The organism is Pseudoduganella sp. jia 9 (genome assembly GCF_055502615.1).
The window spans coordinates 247,611-270,280 of sequence record NZ_JBUPWE010000003.1; the positions used below are offsets into that span (position 1 = coordinate 247,611).

Genomic DNA, 22,670 nt, shown 5'->3' on the forward strand with positions numbered 1-22,670 from the left:
CCTTCCGGCCCGCGGTACGAAAATCTGGTGCGGCTGGCAGGAATCGAACCCACGACCCCTTGGTTCGTAGCCAAGTACTCTATCCAGCTGAGCTACAGCCGCAATCTACAGCGTTCGGCATTTTACACAACTCATTACGGTTGGGAAAGCTTGATTTTTCGTACAGTTCACTCTCGTACTACTTCACCTGCCACCCATGCCGCAAAGACTTCGTCTTGTGCCGTCCTTTGCAGCGTTCGTTGCGAAGGAGGCAGGATTATAGGTATAAGTTTTCCGTTTGTCCAGCGTCAGTGGGGGCCGCCATCGCTACGCGTTTGGTGTAGCATGCTTCCACCTCATTCACACGACAATGGAGACCCCCTGCATGAGTGCCTGCGCCGCGAACAGCCTGTCCACCCTGGAAATCGACTGGAACCGTACCGATGTCGGCCACCCGGACGGCTGGCCGCTGGCATTGCGCGTGGCGGTCGATCTCATGCTGAATTCGCCGCTGCCCACGCTGCTCATGTGGGGACGGCAGCAGGTCCTGTTGCTCAATGGCGCTTATGCAGCGCTGTCCGGCCTGCCCACGCAGCCGCCCGGCGGGCGCATTCCGGCGATGCAGCCTTCGGCCTGGAGCTGGAACCCGGCCGCGCTGGAGCAGGCCTGGCAGGGAGAGTCGCTGGTGTTTCCCGGCCAGGCATTGCAGATGTGGCGAGCCGACGGTGTCAGCGAGCAGCGCTTCGACCTGTACTACACGCCGCTGCGCGACGGCGACGGTAGCGTGCTCGGCGTACTGTGCACGCTGGCACCGCCCAGCGCCGTGGCCGCCCCGGCCGCCGCGCGCGCGCTGAAGATGCTGGTGGTCGAGGACAATCTCGATGCCCAGTACCTGGTCTGCGAGATGCTGCGCGCGATCGGCCACGAAGTTGATGCGGTGGCCGACGGCGAACGTGCGTTGCAGCACCTGGACGACAGCGCTTACGACGTGCTCTTTACCGACGTCAGCCTGCCCGGCATCTCGGGTGTCGAGGTGGCCCGCCGCGCGGTGGCCCTGCGGCCGCGGCTGCATGTGATCTTCGCCTCCGGCTACAGCGGCACGCTGACGCAGCAGCTCGACTTCCCCGCCGATGCGATCCAGAAACCCTACGATATCGAGCAGCTGCAGGCCATCCTGGAGCGGATCCCGCGCGCCTGAGCGGCGCGCACCGATGGGCCAACGGTGCGGGCCCAACCCCTGCCGGGGCGCTACAATCCGCAGCGGCGCCCGCATGGGCAGCCAGCAAAACCAACGGTCCTGAACCATCCGCCAATGATCCTTTCCAACGGGGCTGCCCCTTCCGAAGCCGACCTGCTGCGCGCCATGCTGGAAGCGCAGGAAGAGTCGCGCCGCACGCGCGCCTGGACCGGCGACGTACTGGACAGTATTGCCGACGGGCTGGCCGTCATCGACAGCGGCTGGACCATCACCTACATCAACAGCCGCGCCGCCGGATTGCTCGGCACGGTGGACACGGCCGCCGCCGTGGCCGGCCGTGACCTGTGGCAGGCGTTCCCGGGCCTGGCCGGCACCCCTCTCGAGGCGCGTTTGCGCCAGGCCATGGCCGACCGCGTGGCCGCCGCCTGCGAGCTGTTCCATACGCCCTGCCGCCGCTGGATCGAGGTACGGGCCTGCCCGTCGCCGCAGGGCCTGACGTGCACGCTGCTCGACATCGACGGGCGCAAGCGCGACGAACGGGCGCTGCGCGAAAGCAGCAACCGGCTGCAGGTGGCGATGGCGGCAGGCAGGCTGGGCGACTGGACCTGGGATGCGGCGACCGACGTCGTCGCGCTGGGCCGCCGCGCGGCGGAGATCTTCGAGGTGCCGGAAGGCACACCGGTGACCTGGCACACGCTGCAGGAGCGCATTGTGCCCGAGGACCGGGCCGCCGCGCGGCAGGTGTTCGTCGACGCCTACGTGGCGCAGCGTGACTTCGACATCGAATGCCGGATCGATGCGCCCGGCGACGGCGGCCAGCGCTGGCTGTCCGTCGTCGGCCACGGCAACTATGGCGATGGCGACCGCCTGCTCGGCATGACCGGCATGGTGCAGGACATCACTGCCCGCCGCGCCGCCGAGGAGGCGCTGAAGGACAGCGAAGAGCAGCTGCGCGCGCTGGCCGACTCGATTCCGCAGCTGGCATGGATCGCCCATCACGACGGCCGCATGACCTGGTACAACCGCCGCTGGTTCGAATACACCGGCCTGACGAGCGACGACCTGCGCGGCGACGCCTGGCGCCAGGTCTACGACGCCGAGTGCATTCCGGCGATGACGCAGCACTGGAAGCGGGCGATCGAGACGGGCCAGCCGTTCGAGATGGAGTTCCCGATCCGTGGCGGGGATGGCCAGTACCGCTGGTTCCTGACCCGTGCCAACCCGGTGCGCGGCGCCGATGGGCGCACCCTGCGCTGGTTCGGCACGAGTACCGACGTCGACCAGGTCAAGCGCGCACAGGAGGCGCTGCGCGACGAAACGGCCGTGCTGGAGCTGCTGAACAGTACCGGCAACGCACTGGCCCGGCACCGTGACCTGCAGCCGCTGCTGCAGGAAGTGACCGACGCCGCCACGCGTCTCAGCGGCGCGCGTTTCGGCGCCTTCTTCTATGACGGAACGCGCGCCGCGGCCGCCGACGGCGCACCGGACAATGCCCGGGGTGACGATACCCTGACGCCGTTCACGCTGTCCGGCCAGGTGCCGCCGCTGACGGGCGCGCTGACGCGTGCCGATGCCGCCGCCCTGTTCGGCGACACGCTGCGCGGCGCCGCGATCACGCGTTGCGGCGACCTGCTGCGCCACCCGGAATGCGCGCCGCTGCTGCCGGCCGAGCAAGCGGCCCTGCTGCGCAGCTACCTGGCCGCGCCGGTAATGTCGCGTGATGGCAGCGTCATCGGTACGCTGCTGTTCGGCCACCCGGAGCCGGCCATGTTCAGCGACCGCACCGAACGGATCATCGGCGGCATTGCCGCCCAGGCCGGCGTGGCGATCGACAACGCCCGGCTGAACGAGGCGGCACGCCGCGCCGCCGAGGAGCGCATCGCATTGCTCGACAGCGAACGCAGCGCGCGCGCCGAAGCCGAGCGCACCAGCCAGATGAAGGATGAATTCCTGGCCACGCTGTCGCATGAACTGCGCACCCCGCTGACGGCGATCCTCGGCTGGTCGCAGGTGCTGCGGCGCGGCGGCCGCGGCGAGGCTGACCTGCAGAAGGGCCTGCAGACGATCGAGCGCAATGCCCGCGCCCAGGCCCAGCTGATCGAGGACCTGCTGGACATGAGCCGCATCATGTCCGGCAAGGTATTGCTGGACATCGAGGCGATCGCACCCGTTACCGTGATCGAGGCCGCGATCGAGACCGTGGGTCCGGCGGCCGCCGCGCGCAGTATCCGCATCGAGCGCGACTTCCAGCCCTGCGGCATGGTGGCGGCGGACCCCGGCCGCCTGCAGCAGGTGATATGGAACCTGCTCTCGAACGCGATCAAGTTCACGCCGCAGGACGGCACGGTGCGGATCGGCGTGCGCGAGGCGGACGGCCATGCCGAACTCGTCGTCGCCGACACCGGCATCGGCATCGGTGCCGGATTCCTTGCCCACGTTTTCGAGCACTTCCGGCAGGCCGATGCGTCGTCGACACGGCGGCATGGCGGGCTCGGACTGGGCCTGTCGATCGTCAAGCACCTGGTCGAGCAGCATGGCGGCACCGTGGCGGTGGACAGCGCCGGCGAAGGCCGCGGCGCCACGTTCACCGTGCGGCTGCCGCTGGCGGCGCGCGTGCCCGGCGCCGAACGCGCCGTCCGCCCGGCGCTGCCGGATGGCGAGCCGCGCGCCGCCGTCGCCGACGACCTGCGCGACCTGGGCGGCCTGCGCGTGCTGATCGTCGACGACGAACCCGATACCCGCGAGCTGATCAAGCGCGTGCTGACCGACTGCAATGCCGACGTCGTCACCGCCGACAGCGCGCCAGCCGCGCTGTCGCTGCTGCCGCGCTGGCTTCCCGACCTGCTGCTGTCCGACATCGGCATGCCGGAAATGGACGGCTTCGAACTGCTGGCACGGGTGCGCGCACTGGGCGCGGACGCCGGCGGCAATGTGCCGGCCATTGCCCTGACCGCCTTTGCCCGTGCGGAAGACCGGCTGCGCACGCTGGCGGCGGGGTTTGCCGACCATATCGCCAAACCGGTCGAGCCACCGGAACTGGTCGCCGCGGTCGCCCTGGCAGCGGCGCGCAGCCGGAGCCAGTCCGCGTGACTCATATGCGTTTTCCGCATATATACAACTGAAGTGTGCGTACGCCACACGTTTGCGCAAGAAAACACTCGATGCGTATTAATTAATTTATAATGCGGAAAAAGTGTCCTACTGCATGACGCGGTAATGTCCTACAAGAAACTTGTCGGCGGTTTGCTACACTTGGAAGTCTGAAGATTCTTCCTCAGGATAAGAATTTTCCTTTACGTGCGCCGCAGCAAATTCTTCGGCGCTACACTGATTGTTCCGCTCCGGCCGAGAAAATTGCCGGAGCCCTGTATTGCGAGACAATTATGCCCAGCCCGGATGAGATCCTGAACGCCAAGATTCTGGTCGTGGACGACTGTGCGGACAATGTCGATCTTATGCTCGAGATTCTCCGTGAAGCCGGCTACGCGAATGTCACGGCCACCATGCTGCCTGACCAGGTTTGCGCACTGCACCGGCAGCATAACTACGATCTGATCCTGCTGGACCTGCAAATGCCGGGCCTGAACGGCTTCCAGGTAATGAAAGGCCTGAAGGAGATCGAACAGGAAGGCTATCTTCCCGTGCTGGCGCTGACCGCGCAGCCGAGCTTCAAGATTGCGGCGCTCGAAGCCGGCGCGCGCGACTTCATCAGCAAGCCGTTCGACCTGCTCGAAGTGCACAAGCGCATTCACAACATGCTGGAAGTACGCCTGCTCTACAAGGAGCTGGCACAGTACAGCAAGCGGCAGCAGGAACTGGCGCTGCACGACCCGCTGACGGGCCTGCCGAACCGCCGCCTGCTGGAAGACCGTATCGAAACCACTGTCCAGCACGCGCTGCGCCACGGGCGCAAGGCCGCCGTGATGTACCTGGACCTCGACGGATTCAAGCCCATCAACGATACCCACGGCCACGCGTATGGCGACGAGATCCTCAAACTGGTCGCCCAGCGGCTGGTCGGTTCGTCGCGCAAGGAAGATACGGTGGCGCGCGTCGGCGGCGACGAGTTCGTCATCGTGCTGGGCGACGTCAATGGGCTGAACGATGCGCGCGAGCCGGCCTCGAAGCTGATCGAGGTGGTGTCCGAACCGTATGTCGTCAACGGCATCACGCTGCGGCTGTCCACGTCGATCGGCATCGCGCTGTTCCCGGACGACGCCGACTCGGTGGGCGATCTGATCCACGCTGCGGATAACGCGCTGTACGATGCGAAACGCTCCGGCAAGAACCGCTTCTGCTCCGCGCCGGCCAGCACCGCGCTGGCCGCCGCGCCAATGCCGCACCAGCTCAAGAGCGTGGCCACCACCGTCTGATCGAGCGACAGGCGCCCGGTGCGCAGAACGGCACAAAGGTGCCGGGCACTGCCTTTTCAATCGATGAAAGGCATGCGTGGCACCTGCGGTGGTACGTCCGGCGTCAATATGCAGCGTGAATATTCAGCAGCGATCCTCGGTGGCGAACCTCGGTGGCGATCCTCAACGGCCGCGGCAACAACCGGATGCGCGATGCCGGATCCGGCCCGCATGCGCGGGCCGGATCGACGGGTTTACCGCGCCGCTTCCTTCTCCTTGCCGCTGGCCGTGCACTCCTCGACCTTGTTGGCATGCTGGTGATCGAAGTGGGCATCCACCTTGTCCGGCGAGACTTCGATACGCGTGATGCCGGCGTCGACCGAAATCGGATCGCTGGCGGGGAAAGTCATTTCGACAGCGTCGTCCAGCAGCTCTTCCTTGGCTTTGTCCTGGGGAAGCATCTGTTCTTCGGCGGCCAGCGTGGCGATGGCCGATGCCCAGCGGACGAAGTTCAGGTTGGCCAGGTCGCGCACGGTCGTCACGCCGAATGCCTGCTGCAGCGCCTGGGCGCCCTCGTCACCGACACCGTTCAGTGCGCTGACCGGCGCGTCGGCCAGTTCGCGGAAACATTTTCCCAGATAATCTTTACCTACGACGGTATCGATATTCATGATCGTATCCTTTCGTTTTTTGATTGCTCGTTCAACGCTTTCACTATTGCATGACCGCTCACCCATGTATGTGCGCAATCGAACAATTCAGCCCGCGTCCTGTTGCCGACAGGACTTTTGACAGCGCAAGGGGCTGTTGTTATCATCGATCAGATGTTTGTCTAATAGAATTATTTTCAGCAGTGCATCCCAACGACAAGTGCCCGTGGCCAAAGCAGACAAACCAAAGATCCTGGTCGTAAACGACGACGCCAACAGCCTGTTCGCACTGACGAGTTTGCTGGCGCAATGGGCGGAACAGGAATCGTACGAGGTCATCGCCGCGCGCAGCGGCGAAGAAGCGCTGCGGCAGGTTCTGATGCACGACTTCGCCGTGATCCTGCTGGACGTGAACATGCCCGGCATGGATGGCTTCGAGACCGCCGAGGCGATCCACCAGCGCGCCCGTTCGGCCAATATCCCGATCATCTTCATCACCGCCTTCGTGGCCGACGAGCTCGATCGCCTGAAGGCTTACCAGAAAGGCGCGGCGGACTTCCTGTTCACGCCGGTCATCCCGCAGATCCTGCATGCCAAGATCTCCGTGTTCGTGGCGCTGGCGATGAAGAACGAGGAATTGAAGCGGCAGGCACGCCAGCTGAACCAGCGCACCACGGATCTCATCAGCAGCAACAAGCGGCTGCTGCAGGAGATCGAGGAGCGCAAGGTGGCCGAGCGGCAGAACCACGCCAAGGACGAGTTCCTGGCGATGCTGGGCCACGAACTGCGCAATCCGCTGTCGGCGATCAGCAGCGCGGCGTCGCTGCTCGGATTGCCGGCAGTCACCGCAGATGCCGCGCTCCGCGCCAAGCGGATCATCCAGCGCCAGAGCCAGCACCTGGGACGCATCGTCGACGACCTGCTCGACCTGTCGCGCGCGATGTCCGGCAAGATCCTGCTGAACCGCGCGCCGGTAGACATGGCCGCGCTGGTCCGCAACTGCCTGGAAACCTACCGCACCACCGGCCGTACGGCCGACTATGAGGTGCACGTGGAACTGGAGAGCGGCTGGGTCGACGGCGACGTGACGCGGCTGGAGCAGATTTTCTCCAACCTGCTCGACAACGCGCTGAAGTACACGCCGCCCGGCGGCGTGATCGACGTGCTGCTGGAAGTGGACGAGGAAGATGTCGTGCTCACCGTGCACGACTCCGGTGTCGGCATCAACGCCGAGCTGCTGCCGCACGTCTTCGACGTGTTCGTGCAGGGCACGAGCACACTGGACCGGGCCCAGGGCGGGCTCGGCATCGGCCTGGCGCTGGTGCGCCGCCTGGCCGAATTGCATGGTGGCGGCGTGGAAGCCGACAGCGCCGGCTCCGGCGAAGGCAGTACCTTCCTGATCCGCCTCCCGCGCACCGAACGAATCACCGAACCGAACTTGCAAATCATGGAAACCAACGAACAGGCCAAGCCCAACGTGCTGCTCATCGAAGACAACGACGACGGCCGCGAGATGATGGCAATGATGCTCTCCTGCTACGGCTACGAAGTGCGGCATGCCGCCGACGGCCTGCAGGGGCTTGCCGTGGCACGGGAATACCGCCCCGGCGTGGCGCTGGTCGATATCGGCCTGCCGGGCATCGACGGCTACGAAGTGGCGCGCCGCCTGCGTGCCGATCCGGACATGCAGCATATCCGGCTCATCGCGCTGACCGGCTACGGCCTTGCCGAAGACCAGCGCCGCGTGCTGGAAGCCGGTTTCGACATGCACCTGGTGAAGCCGGTCGACATCGACAGCCTGATGAAGGCCATCGCCGGCCTGACGGCCGCCGCGCCCGCAACGGCCGCGGCGGCAGCGCTGCGGTCGTAACCCGCCCGGCGCCCCGCCGCATGCATGCCTGCCGCCGGGCCAACCCCGTCAGGCCGCGGGCTGGTTCGAATACACCACCTTGCCCGGCACCGGCATCGGCGGGATTTCGTCGATCTCGTCCTTGCGGGCCTGGATCTGCTCGCCCAGTGCGACCAGGTCGAGCTTGCTTCCCTTCGCGGCCTCTTTCGCGGCCGGGAACATCTCCTCTTCCTCCTCCTTGACGTGGTGCTCGATGTATTCGCCCAGCACCTTCACCTTGGCATCGTACAGGTCGTCATGCGGATCCATCGCATGGATCTGCGCGATCAGGTCCTTTGCCGAGGCATGCTCGACGGTTGCCTCGTCGACCAGGTCGTCCGCATCGTCGACGTCGGCACGCACGGCCGGGTAGAAGATTTCTTCCTCGGCGATCGCGTGCTTGGTCAGCTCCAGGCAGATCTTCTCGGCCAGTTTCTGCTTGCTGGCGAACGCGCGGTCGCCCAGCTCTTCATATTGCTTGAACATGGCCTTGACTTCGTCGTGGTCCTGCTTCAGCAGGGCGACGGCATCACGCGGCTTGGCTGTGGCACTCATGGCTGCTCCTTGTAATGGTTTAGGTTGATAGCGCAGATGCAGTGTGCCTGCTGCCGCTGCCGCTGACTGTGCGACAACACACGATAGTGCCGGTGCGACATTTCCTGAAAACCTCAGGTATGATCCGGCTGTTATAGCGGCCCATACCAATACCAATCATGCCCGACGAAATCACCAACGGAAGCGAGCGCGCCACCGAACTTTCAGACCTGCTGGGTCACGTGGTCAACAGCTGGGACAACGACCGCCGCGCGCTGGCGCGGCAGCTGCACGACAGCCTGGGCTCGTCCCTGACGGCGCTGACGATGCACCTCGGCCTGCTGACGGCGAAGCTGCAGCCGGACCAGCAGCCGCTGCGCGACCGCGCGGCGCAGATGAAGAACCTGCTGCATACGATCATCGAGAACAACCGGCAGATGCAGCACAAGCTGTGGAACGACAAGCTCGAGTTCCTCGGCATGAAGGTCGCGTTTGCCGAACTCGTTACGCAGTTTGCCCAGCAATATGCGCTGACGGCCCGCTGCAGCCTGCCCGAGGACGAACCGTCCTGCCCGCGCGAATACGGCGTCGTGCTGCTGCGGGTGCTCGAGCAGGGCCTGTCCAATGTCACCGCGCACTCGGGCGCGACCGAGGTCGACGTGATCGTCGACGACAATGAAGACGAGATCATGCTGACGGTAAGGGACAATGGCAAGGGCGGCGGCCGCGGCCTCGCACCCGACATGCCCGCCGGCACCGGCCAGTACGGCCTGCGCCTGCTGCGCGAACGCGCCCGCCTGCTCGGCGGCACCCTGGCGCTGACGACCCACCCCGACGGCGGTGCGATGCTGTCGGTCGTGCTGCCGAAGCCCCCCGCAGCCTGACACTGCCTGCCGCGTCCGCGGCGCATCTCCCCACCGAGCGCAGTCCCCCATGCAGCCGCCTGGCCGGCGGCATGGCACGGCTGCGCCGCGACCTCGCCGCGCCAGCAGGCGCAAGCCGCCGGCCGCCGCGAGGCGAGATTCGTACACGTGTCTTCTGAAATAGACCAATACCCATAATTGAAGGGTAATAGTCTCGTAAGGCACAGCTATTCCTCGTACAACTGTCATTACGCGGTCATAAACGATGTTTAGCATCGCGGCTTCCACTACTTGCCACTCCCGGAAAGGAAGTTATGAACCGTTTGACAATCGGCGCCGCCCTCGCCCTGTGCGCCAGCCCCGCCCTGGCGCTCAACATCGTGCTCGCCAACGACGATGGCCTCACCAGCAACGTGAAAGCGCTGTACGAGGAACTGAAGGCGGCCGGCCATTCCGTCATCGTGTCGGTGCCGTGCTCCGGGCAAAGCGGCCGCAGCTCCGCCATCGTCATGTACAGCACGACCACCATCCTGGCCGACAACGACAGGACGCAGATCGACGCGGAAGGCGGCTGCCATAACGGCGCGGCGCCGCTGGGTGCGCCGGCGGTCGGTCCGTTCACCAGGGATGGCTACACCAACGGCGACTATCACTATGTGCACGGCACCCCGGTGATGGCCCTGATGTACGGCCTCGACGTGCTGGCGCCCGCGCGCTGGGGCAAGGCGCCGGACCTGGTGCTGTCCGGCCCCAACGAAGGCCAGAACGTCGGCAAGCTGGCGATCAATTCAGGCACGATCGGCAACGTGCAGTTCGCCGCGGGCCGGGGCCTGCCCGCGATCGCCCTCAGCGCGGGCAGCAATACCGCCGACAACGCCGGCCTCGCCAACCCCGCTTCGCGCATCGTTGCCCAGCTGACCGGCAAGCTGCTCGCCGCATTGCAGGCCAGGGCCGGCAGCAACCCGCTGCTGCCCGCAGGCATCGCGCTGAACGTCAACTTCCCCGACGTGCCGGCCGCCAGTACCGGCTGGGCCTTTGCGCGGCAGGGAAGCTACGATACCTACCGCCTGAAGTTCAGCTCCGCGGCACCGTGGGGACTTTCCGGTGCCGCGCCTGGCGCCGCCACCGCCGACCAGGCCGAGGATGAAGCCCTGGTCTACCGGAGCAAGGTTGCCGTCACCGCCATGCAGGTGGGCTACGAGCAGCGCCCCGCCGCCCAGCAATGGCTGCGCCTGCGCCTGCGCGACCTGTTCGCCCAATGAGCCGCGCCATGACCCGTGCCATCACTCGCGCCATGATGCGTGCCATGACGCCCGCCATGACTCCTGCCATGGCTCCCACCACCACTCGCCCTGTCGGCAACGGGGCCGGCGCCGGCAACCGGCTGCCAGCCCTGCTGCTGCCGCTGTTGCCGCTGCTGCTTGCCGCGTGCGGCAGTAATGACGACAACGACAGCGGCAGCGCCGGGCCCGCCGTCACGGTCACGGAGCTCGCGCCGGGCGCCTATGCCGTCGCCACCGGCGACGCCGCCAGTCCGGCGAGCGGCAAGTACTATGCGGCGGCGGACGGCAGCCGGCTGCTGGTGCTGGACGACAGTGCCGGCCAGGCCGCCGCCATGTACCGGCGCGACGGCAATGGCGCCTGGCAGGCGGCGCCCGGCACCACCGCGGCCACGTCGGTGGAACTGCTGAACAGCAATGCCATCGCGGCTGCCACGCTGACGGTGGCACCGTTCGCCGGCAACTATGCCGTGCGCCTGGCCGACCGCAGCGTCGCGCTGTTCGCGGTGAGCGCGGGCGGCGATATCGTGGCCGGGGATTCCGCCTGCAAGCTGACCGGCAAGGCGGCGCCGGCGGCCCTGCCCAATGCACTGAAGCTGACGCTGGCCACGGCAGGCTGCGCGGGCCTGCCGGCACGGTCGGACGGCTACCTGGTGGCCGACGCCGACCATGCTCCCGCGGCCTTCCGCCTGATGGCGCCCGGCACGCCCGCGCCGGTCGATCTGTGGGCTTACCGGGAATAAGCCGCCAGCGGCGCCTGGCATGGCCGTGGCGTCAGCGCTCGCCGCGCAGCCAGTCGCCCGCCGCGGCATAGGCCGTGGCGACCGCCTCCTCGGCATGCGCGCCCGGCGGCATGGTGTTGGTCAGGCCGGTGAGGCCCATGGACACCAGCTGGGCGCACAGCGGATCGATGCCGCGCGCCTGCGGCAGGTACCTGGCGAATACCATGGCGAGGTTGCTGCCGCGCCAGGCGCGCATATAGGCGGCCTGGCGCGCCAGTTCCGGCAGGCGCACGGCGGCGAGGGCCACGGCGAAGCTGGCCCGCGCCGGATCGAGGCCCTCCTCCTCGCCGCGCAGCCGCTGCAGTTCGGCCAGGCTGTCGGCTTCCACCGCGCTGCGGATATGGCCGGCAATGCACTCGAGCCCGGCGATCACCAGGTCGCGCTGGGTGGGAAAGCGGTAGCTCAGCGTGGTATGCGCAATGCCGATCTCGGCGGCGATGGCGCGGTGCGTCAGGCCATCGATGCCGCGCGCTGCCAGGCGCCTGCCGCAGGCGCGCGCAGCCTGGGCGGACCAGGCCGGCCCACCGGCACCCGGGCCGGTTACCGGCACGGCACTGCGCTCACCGCGTCCACCGCCACCGCCACCGCCACCGTACTGCATCCGCTCACGCAGCAGGCCGAACAGGATGCCATCCACCGCTGCCGGCGCGGCCAACGCGCCGGCAAACAGGCGCTGCAAACCGATCCGGCGCAGCAGCCGGTACGACGCATCGCCATCGAGCGCCATGCCGCAGGCCAGTTCGGCGATCACGTAACCGTTCCACCAGCCGCATGCCGCCAGGGGCGCCGCCAGTCCGGCCCGGCCGGCGAATTCGTCCCAGAATGCGCGCCGCCGGCCGGCCCATCCGGCGAACGCCGGCCGCAGCGTCGCGTCCCACGTGCAGGCGTGCAGGAATTCCAGGTAGAGCGCCGAGAGCGCACGTCCGCTCGAGGATTGTTCTTCCAGGATCGCCTCGGCCAGGCCGGCGGCGGTGGCCGGCGGCAGCGCGCCCAGTGCCGCCAGCGTCGCGCGCCAGCCGTCGGACAGCGCTTCGTCGCGCTCGCAGGCCGCGCCGCAGATCGCCGCCATGATGTCGGCACGCCCGCCGTAATGATTGCTCAGCACGGTGACCGAAACGCCCAGCGCGTTCGCCAGCGGGCGCAGCGTCAGCCCAGCCAGGCCGGCGGTGGCGACGATGCCGAGGGCGGCTGCCAGCAAGGCTTCGGCCGGAGGCGCTGTCCGCGTGGGGGTGGCTTGTGTTGCGGCTGCCGGTTCAGTCAATGGATACTCGTGGCGTCATGGCGAAACGGCCGATTGTAGAGCATGCGGGGCGGCGCGGCATCCGCGCCACCGCGCGCCTCAATGCAGCTTGACCATCGGCGTGGTGCGCTTGATCAGGAAGCGTGCCAGCGCCAGCACGCCCGTGCGCAGCGTGCCCATGATCGCCTGGTGGTGCATCAGGTGCAGGCTGGTATACATCAGCCGCGCGAAGAAGCCTTCCACGAACCAGTTTTTTCCCTGCAGCGAACCCATCAGGCTGCCGACCGAATCGCGCTGCCCGAACGACACCAGCGAGCCGTAGTCGCGATATTCGTATGGCTTGCCCTGCGGCGGCTGGCCGCGCTCGCGCCGCAGCAGGGCCGCGAACAGGTAGTCTGCCTGCTGGTGCGCGGCCTGTGCACGCGGCGGCACCGGCTTGCCGTCGGCGCCGATGCACAGTGCGCAGTCGCCCAGCGCGTAGATGTCCGCGAAGCCTTTCACCGCCAGCTCGCCGGTCACATCGAGCTGGCCGCCTTTCACGGTCGGCAAACCCAGGTTCTTCAGGAAGTCCGGTGCCTTGATGCCGGCTGCCCACACCACGATGTCGGACGGGTAGACGTCGCCCTTCTGCACGGTGACCCTGTCCACGTCGATCTGCGTCACGCGGGTATCCGTCAGCACGCGCACGCCACGCTCGGCGAGCAATCCGGTGGCGGCGGCCGATACCCGTTCCGGCAGTGGCGCCAGGATGCGCGGCGCGCCCTCGATGATGGTGATGCGCACGTCGCGCAGCGGCTTCAGGTCGCCGAAGCCGTAGGCCGCGTACACGCCGCTGGCCTCGCGCAGTTCGGCGGCCAGCTCGACACCGGTGGCGCCGCCGCCGATGATGACGATGTCCACGCCTTCCCCGGCCTTTTCGGTGGCCGCCTTGGCCAGCAGCTTCAGCAGCGTGAGCCGGAAGCGCTCCGCGTCCTCGGTGCCGTTCAGCGAGATGGTGTTCTCCGCGGCGCCGGGCACGCCGAAATAGTTCGACGTGCTGCCTACCGCCAGCACCAGCGAGCCATAGCCGATGGTGCGTGCCGGCAGCACAGTTTCGGTACCATGCGCGCCAGCCGCCTCGATCGCGCCCACGGTGATCGTGCGCGCCTCGGCATCGAGTGCTTCCAGTGCGCCGTACACGTAGGTGAAGCCGTTGTCGTGCGCCAGCATCTGGTATGACAACCCTTCCGCGTGGATGTCCAGCGTGCCGGCGGCCACTTCGTGCAGCGACGGCTTCCAGATGTGGTACAGCCGGCTGTCCACCAGCGCCACCTTGCCGGGCCCCAGCTTGCGCCCCAGTTTGCAGGCCAGCTCCAGGCCGCCCGCCCCACCTCCGACGATCACGTATTTGCTCTGCAAATGGTTCTCCTCGCAATGTGAATGAAAGACATCGCGTTCCATTGTATGCGGGATGCCAATGTCTCGTTGGTGCGCAGGCGAACTTAACAATCGGGGCGTCGCCCCGGCCGGCGGATCGTCATGCCGATGGGGAATGGCGGCGCCGGCTCAAGCCGCGGCAGTCAGCGCGGCCTGCAGATGCCCGATGGCAGCCTGCGCCTGCGCGATCACCTTGTCGGCGATGCGCTTGCGTACGCCCTGGATGCGGGCAGCCGCCTCGGCTTCCAGCATCAGCGGCGTCAGCAGCGCGCTGGCCGATTCGTAGAACGCGCTGCCGATGCGGTCGAGCTGCACGACGAAACCTTCTTCCGCCTCTTTCAGCCGGCGCCGCAGTTCTTCCTCGAACACGCGGCGCTTGTCGCGGATTTCCTCGCGCTTGCGCTTGTTCGTATCGGTGGCCCATTTGAACGCCGAAGCCAGCAGCACGGCGCCGCCGACGAAGGGCACCACCGGCGCCACGACCGGCACCACGACGGCCACGCCGAACAGGTAGGCAGCGGTGCTGGTACCGGCGGCCGCGACCGCGCTACCCATCAATGTGAGATTGGCGGCCGTGTCGACGCTGTTGACCAGCCGCGTGCCGATGCGCAGCCGCGGCATCAGCCGGGCCAGCGCCGCGTGGTGCTGGCGCTTGAACGCGTCACCCTGGGTGATCCGCATGTCGGCCTGGAACAGTTTGAGGTCGTGATGCAGCAGGTCCAGGGCTTCCTGCTTGCGGCGCGCGACCCGGTCGAGCCGGTGTTCCATCTCGCGGGCGAACTGGTCGCGCGCGATGCCGGACCACACCTGCTCGTCCTTCCACGGCTCGCTGTCGAGGCGGTCGGCGATCGCCACCTCGATTGCGTTGCCGGCATCGTGCACGGCATCGTCGATGTCCTGCCACAGCATGCGGCGTTCGTAGGCAATGCGTGCATCGACCAGCGCCAGCCGCTGCAGCACCTGCTGGCGCAGCTGTTCAGCGGTGGCCGACAGGGCACCGGCCTCGCCGTCGCCCTGCAGCGGCGCCGCGGCCTTTTCCTGGTAGGTGGCGATACCCTGCGCGATCGTGTCGACGGCGCCCTGCACCACGTCGCGCAGTTGCTCCTGTGTCATCATGCCGCCGTTGAAGCCGCGGGCGTGGTTCAGCAGTTCGACCTGGCCGGTACTGCGGCCGAAATCGGCAACCGCATCGACCAGCCCCCTGCCCCGGACCAGTTTGCGCGCCTGGGTACCGAGGTTGTTCAGCAGCCGGCGCTCCTCTTCCGGCGGCAGGCCATAGTAATGGTCCGGCACCAGGCGGATGCCGAGGGCGCGGGCCGCCTTCATGGCCAGCGGGCGGGCCCGCCGGCCCTGCAGCGCCAGCAGCGGCTTCATCATCGCGAATGCGGCCTCGCGCGCGGACGGCTCGACCGATCCGCTGCTGCGCGCCAGCGCATTGACGGCCCAGTCGACCGTCACGCCCGACTCGATGGCATTCAGTACCAGCGCCGTGAACACTGCCGATGCCTTGCCCTCTCCGGAAAGATCGGTCACCGCGGCGAACTGCGCCAGCGTCATCGCGCCGTCCTCGCCCACCGCCAGTGCGCCGAGCAGGCGCGCCAGCGCGGAAGTAAAGCTCTGGTCGGTGCACAAGTGCTCGTCGAGCGTGCGCAATTGCAGCGTGTACGCCGGCGCGGCGGGCGTAATTTGCGACGTTGCGGTGTGATTCACAGTGGTCCCCTGGTCGTCTGCGATGCCTTTCCGGCATTCTAGCGGAAGCCAGCCGCGCCCGGCACGCTTGCACGACAGGGGAAAGCCGCGGCCGCGGGCACTGCCCGCGCGCGGCCAGCGCGCCTCAGGCGAGCGTGATGGTGCTGTCGACCACGCCGACCAGCGTTACGGCATCGGGCGATTCGGAAATCTGCAGCAGGATCTGGCCGCGATCGAGGCCGCGATCGAACAGGTCGAGCAACTGCGCCTTCTCGGCCGCGGTCGGATCACGGTGCAGTCCGGCATCGTAGATGCGGTCGATGAAGGCGCCGTCGGTCAACGTCCCCACTTCCAGCGACTGGGCGAAGTTGCTCGCGATGCTGCTCATCGACAGTCCGCCGGAATGCTGGCCGAGCCAGTAGTTGAGGCCAGCCTCGTCCGGAGCGCGATCGAACATCGTGTAGTACAGCCGCAGCAATACGCCCAGCTCGCTACTGCCGAGGTCGACATTGACGGGCTTCGCCAGGTACTCGGGAGAATTGATGAATTCAAGTGCCACGTCGGCACGCTGGGCACCTTTGTTGATCGCCGCCACCCAGTAATCGACCTCCTTTGGCGCGGGCATACGGCCCATCATGCTTTCGTAGAGGGCTGTCACGAAACCGGTCGCGCCGCTGGTGCGGAACAGGCCAGCCGCTTCCGGTGAATTGACGAACTCGATGGCGACATCCCTTGGCGAACCGCCGGCCGCAATGACGCCTGCCCAGTAGTCGACTTCCATGGCATTGCCGGGGCGCCCCAGGATGCCCGCATACAGCCGCGCTGCGATCTCGGCCGGTGCATTGCCCTGGCCGCCGGTAAAGCTGAGGGCTTCGACATCGTGCATCGCGTAGCTGTTTCCAGCCGGGCCGGAGACAACCAGCGTGCCGTCCACCATCTGCATTTTGTAACCGGCCGCGTGGCCAGCCAGCTGCACAGTGTCGAAACCGCCACCGCCAGCGATCGTGTCATGGCCTGAACTGACGGTAAAGATGTCGTCGCCGTCGCCACCCTTCAGCACGTCGTTCCCCGCGGTTCCCGTCACCGTGATGCCGGGCTTCGGATCGCCTGCCTGACTCGGTGCAGGTGCAGGTGCTGGCGCCGGTACAGGTGCAGGTGCTGGCGCCGGTACAGGTGCAGGTGCTGGCGCCGGTACAGGCGCAGGCGCAGGTGCGGGTGCTGGCGCAGGTGCTGGCGCCGGTGCAGGTGCCGGTGCCGGTGCTGGAGCGGGCGCTGGTGCCGGTGCGGGCGCAGGTGCTGGAGCGGGCGCTGGTGCTGGTGCCGGTTCCGCTGCAGGCGCAGGTGCAGGTGCAGGCTCCGGTGCAGGTACTGGAGCTGGTGCAGGCGCTGGTGCAGGCTCCGGTGCAGGTACTGGAGCTGGTGCAGGCGTTTCGCCTGATTCCGATCCCGGGGTCCCCGGCACCGGCGGCAGCTCCGGATAAGGCTGGGACACGGCGGTGTCGGCAAAGGACACCGCCGCCGTTCCGGTCAAGCCGGGGTCGCGGCTGCTGACCACCACCACATACTGCACGCCAGCCTTCAGGGAAACAGCAGCAACTTTCGACAGCCAGTTGCCGGCACCACCCTCTTCGACGAAGCCGTCGACATCATCGTTGGCGAACAGCAGGTTGGCCAACGGATCCGCCGGATTGAAGCTGCCTTCATACAGCCACAGCTGGGTATCGGCCGTGGCGGGGTCGTCCGAGTAGCTGAATCCCGTAGCGCTCGCCACCGACAGATCGTACGTCCCATCAACCGGTGGCGTGATCGTCACCGTGCCGTACCCCCAATTGGCCAGGTAGCCGCCATACATGTTGGCGGCCGCAATGGCTTCGCCCGACCATGTCGCGACATAGGCTTCTTCGGTGGGCTCCACATCGCCGGGCAGCAGGGGCCGGTGAAAGAATTTGGTTCCGTCAACAACAACCGAGTGGGTAACAGCAATCATCTTTAGTTTCCCTATAGAATCAAAACGATTCTAACAGGAACTATTCGATCGATGGTTGCGGGAATTCCACACGGCAACTCTTACCGCATGGAATTTTCCGTTGCCAGTACAAGGGTTTCCTTGATCTCTTCCATCACCACATAGCTTTTCGACTGCGCTGCGCCCGGCAGGTTCAGCAGCATGTCGCCCAGCAGCTTGCGGTACTCGGCCATCTGGTGGATGCGCGCCTTGATCAGGTAATCGAAATCGCCCGACACCAGATGACATTCCTGCACCTCGGGAATGCGCAGCACTTCGCGCCGGAACTGCTCGAAATGGCTGGCCGATTTCTGGTTCAGCGTGATTTCCACGAACACCAGCAGCGTGGCGCCGATGGCGGCGGGATCGAGCCGGGCGTGGTAGCCGGTAATCACGCCGTCGCGCTCCATGCGCTTGACGCGTTCGATCGCGGGAGTGACCGACAATCCCACCTGTTCGGCCAGCTCCTTCATCGAAATACGGCCATCCTCCTGCAGGATGCGCAAGATCTTGCGGTCGAGCTTGTCGAGGGCGCGCACGGACTGTATTTGTGTACGCATGATTTTTTCCTGTTTTTGTGCAGATATATAGTGACAAACACTAGCGAACAAAACTTACCATAGGCGAAACACCCACGCAAACACCCATACCTATATTTATATTCGAGGCAACCATGCGCGTAGTCATTCTCGGTAGCGGCGTCATCGGCGTCACCACGGCCTATTACCTGGCGCGGGCTGGCCACTCGGTGACCGTGCTGGACCGTCAACCCGGCCCTGCCCTGGAGACCAGCTTCGCCAACGCCGGACAGATTTCGCCCGGCTATGCATCGCCGTGGGCCGCTCCGGGCATTCCGCTGAAAGCCGTGAAATGGATGATGCAGCGCCACGCGCCGCTGTCGATCTCGCCCGACGGCACGCTGTTCCAGCTGCAATGGATGTGGCAGATGCTGAGAAACTGCAATGCCGAAAGCTATGCCGTCAACAAGGAACGCATGGTGCGACTGGCCGAATACAGCCGCGACTGCTTCAAGGCATTGCGCGCCGCCACCGGCATCGCCTACGAAGGCCGCCAGCAGGGCACTACCCAGCTGTTCCGCACGCAGCGGCAGATGGACGACGCCGCCAAGGATATCGCCGTGCTCGAGGAAACCGGCGTGCCCTATGAGTTGCTGGACGCGCGCCGCCTGCTGGCGGCCGAGCCGGGCATCGCCGGCGACCGGCTGGTCGGCGGCCTGCGGCTGCCGAACGATGAAACGGGCGACTGCCAGCTGTTCACCTCGCGGCTGACCGAACTGGCTTGCGGGCTTGGCGTGCAGTTCCGCTACAACGTCGACATCGATGGCCTCGTCGTGGCCGGCGGCGAAATCGCCGGTGTCCGCTGTGGTGCCGAAACGGTGACGGCCGATTCGTACGTGGTCGCACTGGGTGCCTACTCGACACCGCTGCTGCGCGGCATCCTCGACATTCCCGTCTACCCGCTGAAGGGCTACTCGATCACGGTGCCGATCGTGGATGCGGACCGGGCGCCCGCCTCGACGGTCCTGGATGAAACCTACAAGATCGCCGTGACCCGTTTCGACGACCGCATCCGGGTTGGCGGCATGGCCGAGATCGCGGGCTACGACAAGCGCCTGAACCCGCGCCGCCGCGCCACGCTGGAGATGGTGGTCAACGACCTGTTCCCCGGCGCCGGCGACACCGCCCGGGCCTCCTTCTGGACCGGCCTGCGCCCGATGACGCCGGACGGCACGCCCGTGGTCGGCCGCACGCCGCTGGCCAACCTGTTCGTCAACACGGGCCATGGCACGCTGGGCTGGACGATGTCCTGCGGTTCCGCGCAACTGCTGGCCGACATCATGTCGGCCCGGCGCCCGGCGATCCGGGCCGATGACCTGTCGGTGGAGCGCTACCACCGCGCCGGCGGCATGCGGCAGCCGCAACTGGCCGGCGCATAAGGGCAAGCGGCAGCGCCGCTTTCCCCTTTCCTGCTCCAGGGCGCAATTGTGCGGGCAGTAGCCCGTGCGTATAATTCCGCCATGAATAAACTGGAAGCCTTCGGGCATATCGCCGCGCTCGCGATCCGGGGAGACCTGGTGTTCCCCACGAGCGTCAACGCGGCGCTGCGGGTGCAACTTGCGCTCGAAAACCCGGATACCCCCATCGACGAGGCGATCCGCCTCGTGCTGGCCGAGCCGCAGCTGGCGGCCCGCACCGTCGCGCTCGCCAACTCGGCCATGTTCAACCGCTCCGGCAGCTCGATCACCAACGTGCGCGCCGCGATCACGCGCGTGGGCTACCACAACCTGTATGCGCTGGCTGCCGCCATGGTGGTGCGCCAGTTCGGCAGCAAGATCGTCGACCCCGCCGTGCGTGCCAAGGCCGAGCAGCTGTGGCAGCACTGCGTCTACGTGGCGTGCCTGGCGCGCATCATCGCACGCGACGTGACCGAGGTGAATGGCGATACCGCGCTGTTCGCCGGCATCGTGCACGAGGTGGGCGGCTTCTACCTGCTGTCGCGCGCCGACGAATTCCCCGGCCTGCTCGATCCCGATCCGGACAACTGGCAACCTGCCAGCGAGGAGATCATCACGCGCGAAGTGATGGCCAAGCTGGCGATCCCGGAAGAAGTGGCGACCGCGATCGAAGGCCTGCGCGACGGCTTCCTCGGCGTGCCGCCGGAAAGCCTGCTCGACACGCTGCTGCTGGCGAACCATTTCGCCCCGGTCGACTCGCCGCTGGCACAGCCACGCGAAGACATGCCGCAGTCCGAATCCGTCGTCGACCTGTTCATCGACGAGGAAATGGCCGCCAGCATGCTCGACGAGGCGGAGCGCGACGCCACGGCGATGACCGCGGCACTGCTGGTCTGACAACGCCCCTGCCGGCCGCCCTGGCCGGCACGCTTTACCCTCAATCCAGCACGGCGGCGGGGCCGAAGAACTCGAAGTACGTCTGTTCTTCCGGCACGCCCAGCTCGCGCAGCGAACGCTTCACCGCCTTCATGAAGGGCTGCGGACCGAGGAAATACGCATCCACGTCGCGCGTTGCCGGCAGCCATGCCGCCAGCGTTGCGCTGTCGAGCAGGCCCACGGCATCGGGCGCCGGGTGGCTGGAACCCTGGCCGGCATCCTCGGCATACATGTAGCGCCGGCGCAGCTGCGGATGGCGGCTGGCCAGTTCGTCGACATGCGTGCGGAACGCATGCACGCCGCCATGGCGCGCGGCATGGATGAAATGCACCTCGCGCCCGCTGGCCAGCGCCGCCGGCAGCATCGCCAGCGTGGGCGTGATGCCGACACCGCCGCTGATGAACACGATGGGGCGGCTGTCGTGCGGGGCCAGCGTGAATACGCCGGACGGCGGCAGCAGTTCGACCACGTCGCCCTCGGCCACGGCGTCGTGCAGGTGGTTCGACATCGCCCCGCCCGGTTCGCGCTTCACACTGATCTGGTACGTCGTGCCGTTCGGCGCGGCCGACAGCGAATAGTTGCGGCGCTGGTCGACACCGTTCACCACCGCGCGCAGGCCGATGTACTGGCCCGGCTGGAAGTCCAGCACGCTGCCGCCATCCTCGGGCCGGAACACGAACGTGGCGATCTCGTCGCTCTCGCGCCGCCTGGCGGCCACCACGAAGCGGCGCAGGCCGTTCCAGCCGCCCCGCGCGGCCTTCATCGCCGCGTAGGTCTTTCCTTCGGCACCGATCAGGATATCGGCCAGCTGGCCATATGCCGCGCCCCAGGCGTCGATCACGGCATCGGTCGCCACGGGGCCCAGTACTTCGCGGATCGCCTGCAACAGGCTGGCGCCCACCATCGGATAGTGTTCCGGCAGGATATTCAGGGCCACGTGCTTGGCGACGATCTGGCCCACCAGCGGGCCCAGCGCCTCGAGCCGGTCGATGTTCTTCGCATACATCAGCACCGCGTTGGCCAATGCGCGCGGCTGCGCGCCGTCGGCCTGGTGGGTCTGGTTGAAGTACGGCTTCACCTGCGGATAGTCGCGGAACAGGATCGGGTAGAAGTGGCGGGTCAGCGCCTCGCCGCCCTGTTCGAGGATAGGTACGGTGGCGGTAACGATGGCGCGGTGATCGGCGGACAGCATGGTGTTCTCCTTCGGCTTTGGTGTTCGTTTAAAGATGCATTTATTTTGCATCTTTAAACCGGCAAGAAGAATTGGACAAAATGTCCCAGCTGTCACCAAAGCAATAATGAAGCGGTCAGGAGCCGGGCCGGCGGTCCGGCAGATGCAGCAGGATCGCCTGTTCCTGCCGGCGCGCACCGGGCAGCAGGTCGGCCAGCGTGATACCGTCGAGCACCGCCAGGAATGCCTCGGTGGCTTCGCGCAGCTTGCCCTGCAGGCCGCAGGCGCCCGCGAATGCGCACCCCTGCGCCGCAGGATCGAAGCATTCGGCCATGAAGAAATCCGATTCGCTGGCGCGCACCACGGCACCGATATTGATGTCGCCGGGCTCGCCCTTCAGGCGCAGGCCGCCATTGCGGCCGCGCACCGTCTCGACCAGGCCGGAGATGCCCAGCTGGTGGATCACCTTCGTGAGGTGGTTCTTCGAGATGCCGTGCAGGTCCGCGATATCCTGGATGGTGGCCAGGCGGTCGCGGTGCATGCCCAGGTACATCAGGGAACGCAGCGTGTAATCGGTGAATGTGGTCAGTCTCATGGCGGGCGGGGGCGAACGGCACCGCCATTATAGCGGCGGCGCGGCCGCCGTGCCGCCGCCGGCCCGGCGCGCTCGCGCCCGGGGGGCCGCCAGCCGGTTCCTGGGTGCGTTCCCGGG

Annotated in this window: 19 protein-coding genes and 1 tRNA gene; 10 read left to right on the forward strand and 10 right to left on the reverse strand. The window is 66.8% G+C overall.

Features of this window, described 5'->3' with window-relative positions; translation table 11 throughout:
- Positions 1-25: 25 nt before the first annotated feature.
- A tRNA-Arg gene (locus tag ACY34H_RS04410) sits at positions 26-102 on the reverse strand.
- Positions 103-364: 262 nt separating this feature from the next.
- Here ACY34H_RS04410 and ACY34H_RS04415 point away from each other — a divergent pair.
- The 3 genes from ACY34H_RS04415 (at position 365) to ACY34H_RS04425 (ending at position 5,550) form a co-directional block, all read left to right on the forward strand.
- Positions 365-1,177 carry a response regulator gene (locus tag ACY34H_RS04415; protein ID WP_464976269.1) on the forward strand — a complete coding sequence of 271 codons (813 nt, stop codon included), beginning with the start codon at positions 365-367 and terminating at the stop codon, positions 1,175-1,177.
- Between the two features lie 114 nt (positions 1,178-1,291).
- Positions 1,292-4,267 (forward strand): hybrid sensor histidine kinase/response regulator, encoded by a 2,976-nt coding sequence (locus ACY34H_RS04420; protein WP_464976270.1) that lies wholly within the window; start codon positions 1,292-1,294, stop codon positions 4,265-4,267.
- Positions 4,268-4,560: 293 nt separating this feature from the next.
- Complete coding sequence (locus ACY34H_RS04425) at positions 4,561-5,550, forward strand: diguanylate cyclase domain-containing protein (RefSeq protein WP_464976271.1); 990 nt, start codon at positions 4,561-4,563, stop codon at positions 5,548-5,550.
- A gap of 233 nt (positions 5,551-5,783) precedes the next feature.
- Here ACY34H_RS04425 and ACY34H_RS04430 read toward each other — a convergent pair whose 3' ends face one another.
- Entirely contained in the window at positions 5,784-6,200 is a 417-nt protein-coding gene (locus ACY34H_RS04430; protein WP_464976272.1) for a hypothetical protein, read from the reverse strand.
- Positions 6,201-6,405: 205 nt separating this feature from the next.
- Here ACY34H_RS04430 and ACY34H_RS04435 point away from each other — a divergent pair, with 205 nt between their 5' ends.
- A complete protein-coding gene (locus ACY34H_RS04435; RefSeq protein WP_464976273.1) occupies positions 6,406-8,049 on the forward strand; it encodes a response regulator in 1,644 nt (547 codons plus the stop codon).
- Between the two features lie 48 nt (positions 8,050-8,097).
- Here the strand turns inward: ACY34H_RS04435 and ACY34H_RS04440 are convergent, their stop codons facing one another.
- Entirely contained in the window at positions 8,098-8,622 is a 525-nt protein-coding gene (locus tag ACY34H_RS04440; protein WP_464976274.1) for a hemerythrin domain-containing protein, read from the reverse strand.
- A gap of 158 nt (positions 8,623-8,780) precedes the next feature.
- Between ACY34H_RS04440 and ACY34H_RS04445 the strand changes: the two genes are divergently transcribed.
- The 3 genes from ACY34H_RS04445 (at position 8,781) to ACY34H_RS04455 (ending at position 11,487) form a co-directional block, all read left to right on the forward strand.
- Positions 8,781-9,485, forward strand: a complete 705-nt coding sequence (locus tag ACY34H_RS04445; RefSeq protein ID WP_464976275.1) for a sensor histidine kinase — start codon at positions 8,781-8,783, stop codon at positions 9,483-9,485.
- 293 nt (positions 9,486-9,778) lie between these two features.
- Complete coding sequence (locus ACY34H_RS04450) at positions 9,779-10,726, forward strand: 5'/3'-nucleotidase SurE (protein WP_464976276.1); 948 nt, start codon at positions 9,779-9,781, stop codon at positions 10,724-10,726.
- Between the two features lie 8 nt (positions 10,727-10,734).
- Positions 10,735-11,487 (forward strand): hypothetical protein, encoded by a 753-nt coding sequence (locus tag ACY34H_RS04455; protein ID WP_464976277.1) that lies wholly within the window; start codon positions 10,735-10,737, stop codon positions 11,485-11,487.
- Between the two features lie 31 nt (positions 11,488-11,518).
- Here the strand turns inward: ACY34H_RS04455 and ACY34H_RS04460 are convergent, their stop codons facing one another.
- The 4 genes from ACY34H_RS04460 to ACY34H_RS04475 all read right to left on the reverse strand — a co-directional run bounded on the left by ACY34H_RS04460 (position 11,519) and on the right by ACY34H_RS04475 (position 16,955).
- Positions 11,519-12,724, reverse strand: a complete 1,206-nt coding sequence (locus tag ACY34H_RS04460) for a TetR family transcriptional regulator (RefSeq protein WP_464976278.1) — start codon at positions 12,722-12,724, stop codon at positions 11,519-11,521.
- A 141-nt stretch (positions 12,725-12,865) separates the two neighbouring features.
- The gene (locus ACY34H_RS04465) at positions 12,866-14,164 is read right to left on the reverse strand and encodes an NAD(P)/FAD-dependent oxidoreductase (RefSeq protein ID WP_464976279.1); all 1,299 of its coding nucleotides are present in this window, start codon (positions 14,162-14,164) and stop codon (positions 12,866-12,868) included.
- Positions 14,165-14,311: 147 nt separating this feature from the next.
- Complete coding sequence (locus tag ACY34H_RS04470) at positions 14,312-15,892, reverse strand: hypothetical protein (protein WP_464976280.1); 1,581 nt, start codon at positions 15,890-15,892, stop codon at positions 14,312-14,314.
- 124 nt (positions 15,893-16,016) lie between these two features.
- On the reverse strand, positions 16,017-16,955 hold the full coding sequence (locus tag ACY34H_RS04475) for a DUF4214 domain-containing protein (RefSeq protein ID WP_464976281.1): 939 nt from the start codon (positions 16,953-16,955) through the stop codon (positions 16,017-16,019).
- Between the two features lie 47 nt (positions 16,956-17,002).
- Between ACY34H_RS04475 and ACY34H_RS04480 the strand changes: the two genes are divergently transcribed.
- Positions 17,003-17,422 (forward strand): hypothetical protein, encoded by a 420-nt coding sequence (locus ACY34H_RS04480; RefSeq protein ID WP_464976282.1) that lies wholly within the window; start codon positions 17,003-17,005, stop codon positions 17,420-17,422.
- A 516-nt stretch (positions 17,423-17,938) separates the two neighbouring features.
- Here ACY34H_RS04480 and ACY34H_RS04485 read toward each other — a convergent pair.
- Positions 17,939-18,436, reverse strand: a complete 498-nt coding sequence (locus ACY34H_RS04485) for an Lrp/AsnC ligand binding domain-containing protein (RefSeq protein WP_464976283.1) — start codon at positions 18,434-18,436, stop codon at positions 17,939-17,941.
- A gap of 113 nt (positions 18,437-18,549) precedes the next feature.
- Between ACY34H_RS04485 and ACY34H_RS04490 the strand changes: the two genes are divergently transcribed.
- Together ACY34H_RS04490 and ACY34H_RS04495 are read left to right on the forward strand one after the other, a co-directional pair.
- A complete protein-coding gene (locus ACY34H_RS04490) occupies positions 18,550-19,833 on the forward strand; it encodes a D-amino acid dehydrogenase (RefSeq protein ID WP_464976284.1) in 1,284 nt (427 codons plus the stop codon).
- Positions 19,834-19,914: 81 nt separating this feature from the next.
- Positions 19,915-20,748, forward strand: a complete 834-nt coding sequence (locus ACY34H_RS04495) for an HDOD domain-containing protein (RefSeq protein WP_464976285.1) — start codon at positions 19,915-19,917, stop codon at positions 20,746-20,748.
- 40 nt (positions 20,749-20,788) lie between these two features.
- On the opposite strand, the gene hmpA is transcribed toward ACY34H_RS04495, so the two are convergent.
- The gene (gene hmpA / locus ACY34H_RS04500) at positions 20,789-21,979 is read right to left on the reverse strand and encodes an NO-inducible flavohemoprotein (protein WP_464976286.1); all 1,191 of its coding nucleotides are present in this window, start codon (positions 21,977-21,979) and stop codon (positions 20,789-20,791) included.
- 115 nt (positions 21,980-22,094) lie between these two features.
- Positions 22,095-22,553, reverse strand: a complete 459-nt coding sequence (locus ACY34H_RS04505; protein ID WP_464976287.1) for an RrF2 family transcriptional regulator — start codon at positions 22,551-22,553, stop codon at positions 22,095-22,097.
- Positions 22,554-22,670: the final 117 nt, after the last annotated feature.

Coding starts and splice junctions, on each gene's coding strand:
- ACY34H_RS04415 (WP_464976269.1), top strand. CDS start 365: ATGAGTGCCTGCGCCGCGAACAGCCTGTCCACCCTGGAAATCGACTGG.
- ACY34H_RS04420 (WP_464976270.1), top strand. CDS start 1,292: ATGATCCTTTCCAACGGGGCTGCCCCTTCCGAAGCCGACCTGCTGCGC.
- ACY34H_RS04425 (WP_464976271.1), top strand. CDS start 4,561: ATGCCCAGCCCGGATGAGATCCTGAACGCCAAGATTCTGGTCGTGGAC.
- ACY34H_RS04430 (WP_464976272.1), bottom strand. CDS start 6,200: ATGAATATCGATACCGTCGTAGGTAAAGATTATCTGGGAAAATGTTTC.
- ACY34H_RS04440 (WP_464976274.1), bottom strand. CDS start 8,622: ATGAGTGCCACAGCCAAGCCGCGTGATGCCGTCGCCCTGCTGAAGCAG.
- ACY34H_RS04445 (WP_464976275.1), top strand. CDS start 8,781: ATGCCCGACGAAATCACCAACGGAAGCGAGCGCGCCACCGAACTTTCA.
- ACY34H_RS04450 (WP_464976276.1), top strand. CDS start 9,779: ATGAACCGTTTGACAATCGGCGCCGCCCTCGCCCTGTGCGCCAGCCCC.
- ACY34H_RS04455 (WP_464976277.1), top strand. CDS start 10,735: ATGACCCGTGCCATCACTCGCGCCATGATGCGTGCCATGACGCCCGCC.
- ACY34H_RS04485 (WP_464976283.1), bottom strand. CDS start 18,436: ATGCGTACACAAATACAGTCCGTGCGCGCCCTCGACAAGCTCGACCGC.
- ACY34H_RS04490 (WP_464976284.1), top strand. CDS start 18,550: ATGCGCGTAGTCATTCTCGGTAGCGGCGTCATCGGCGTCACCACGGCC.
- ACY34H_RS04495 (WP_464976285.1), top strand. CDS start 19,915: ATGAATAAACTGGAAGCCTTCGGGCATATCGCCGCGCTCGCGATCCGG.
- hmpA (WP_464976286.1), bottom strand. CDS start 21,979: ATGCTGTCCGCCGATCACCGCGCCATCGTTACCGCCACCGTACCTATC.
- ACY34H_RS04505 (WP_464976287.1), bottom strand. CDS start 22,553: ATGAGACTGACCACATTCACCGATTACACGCTGCGTTCCCTGATGTAC.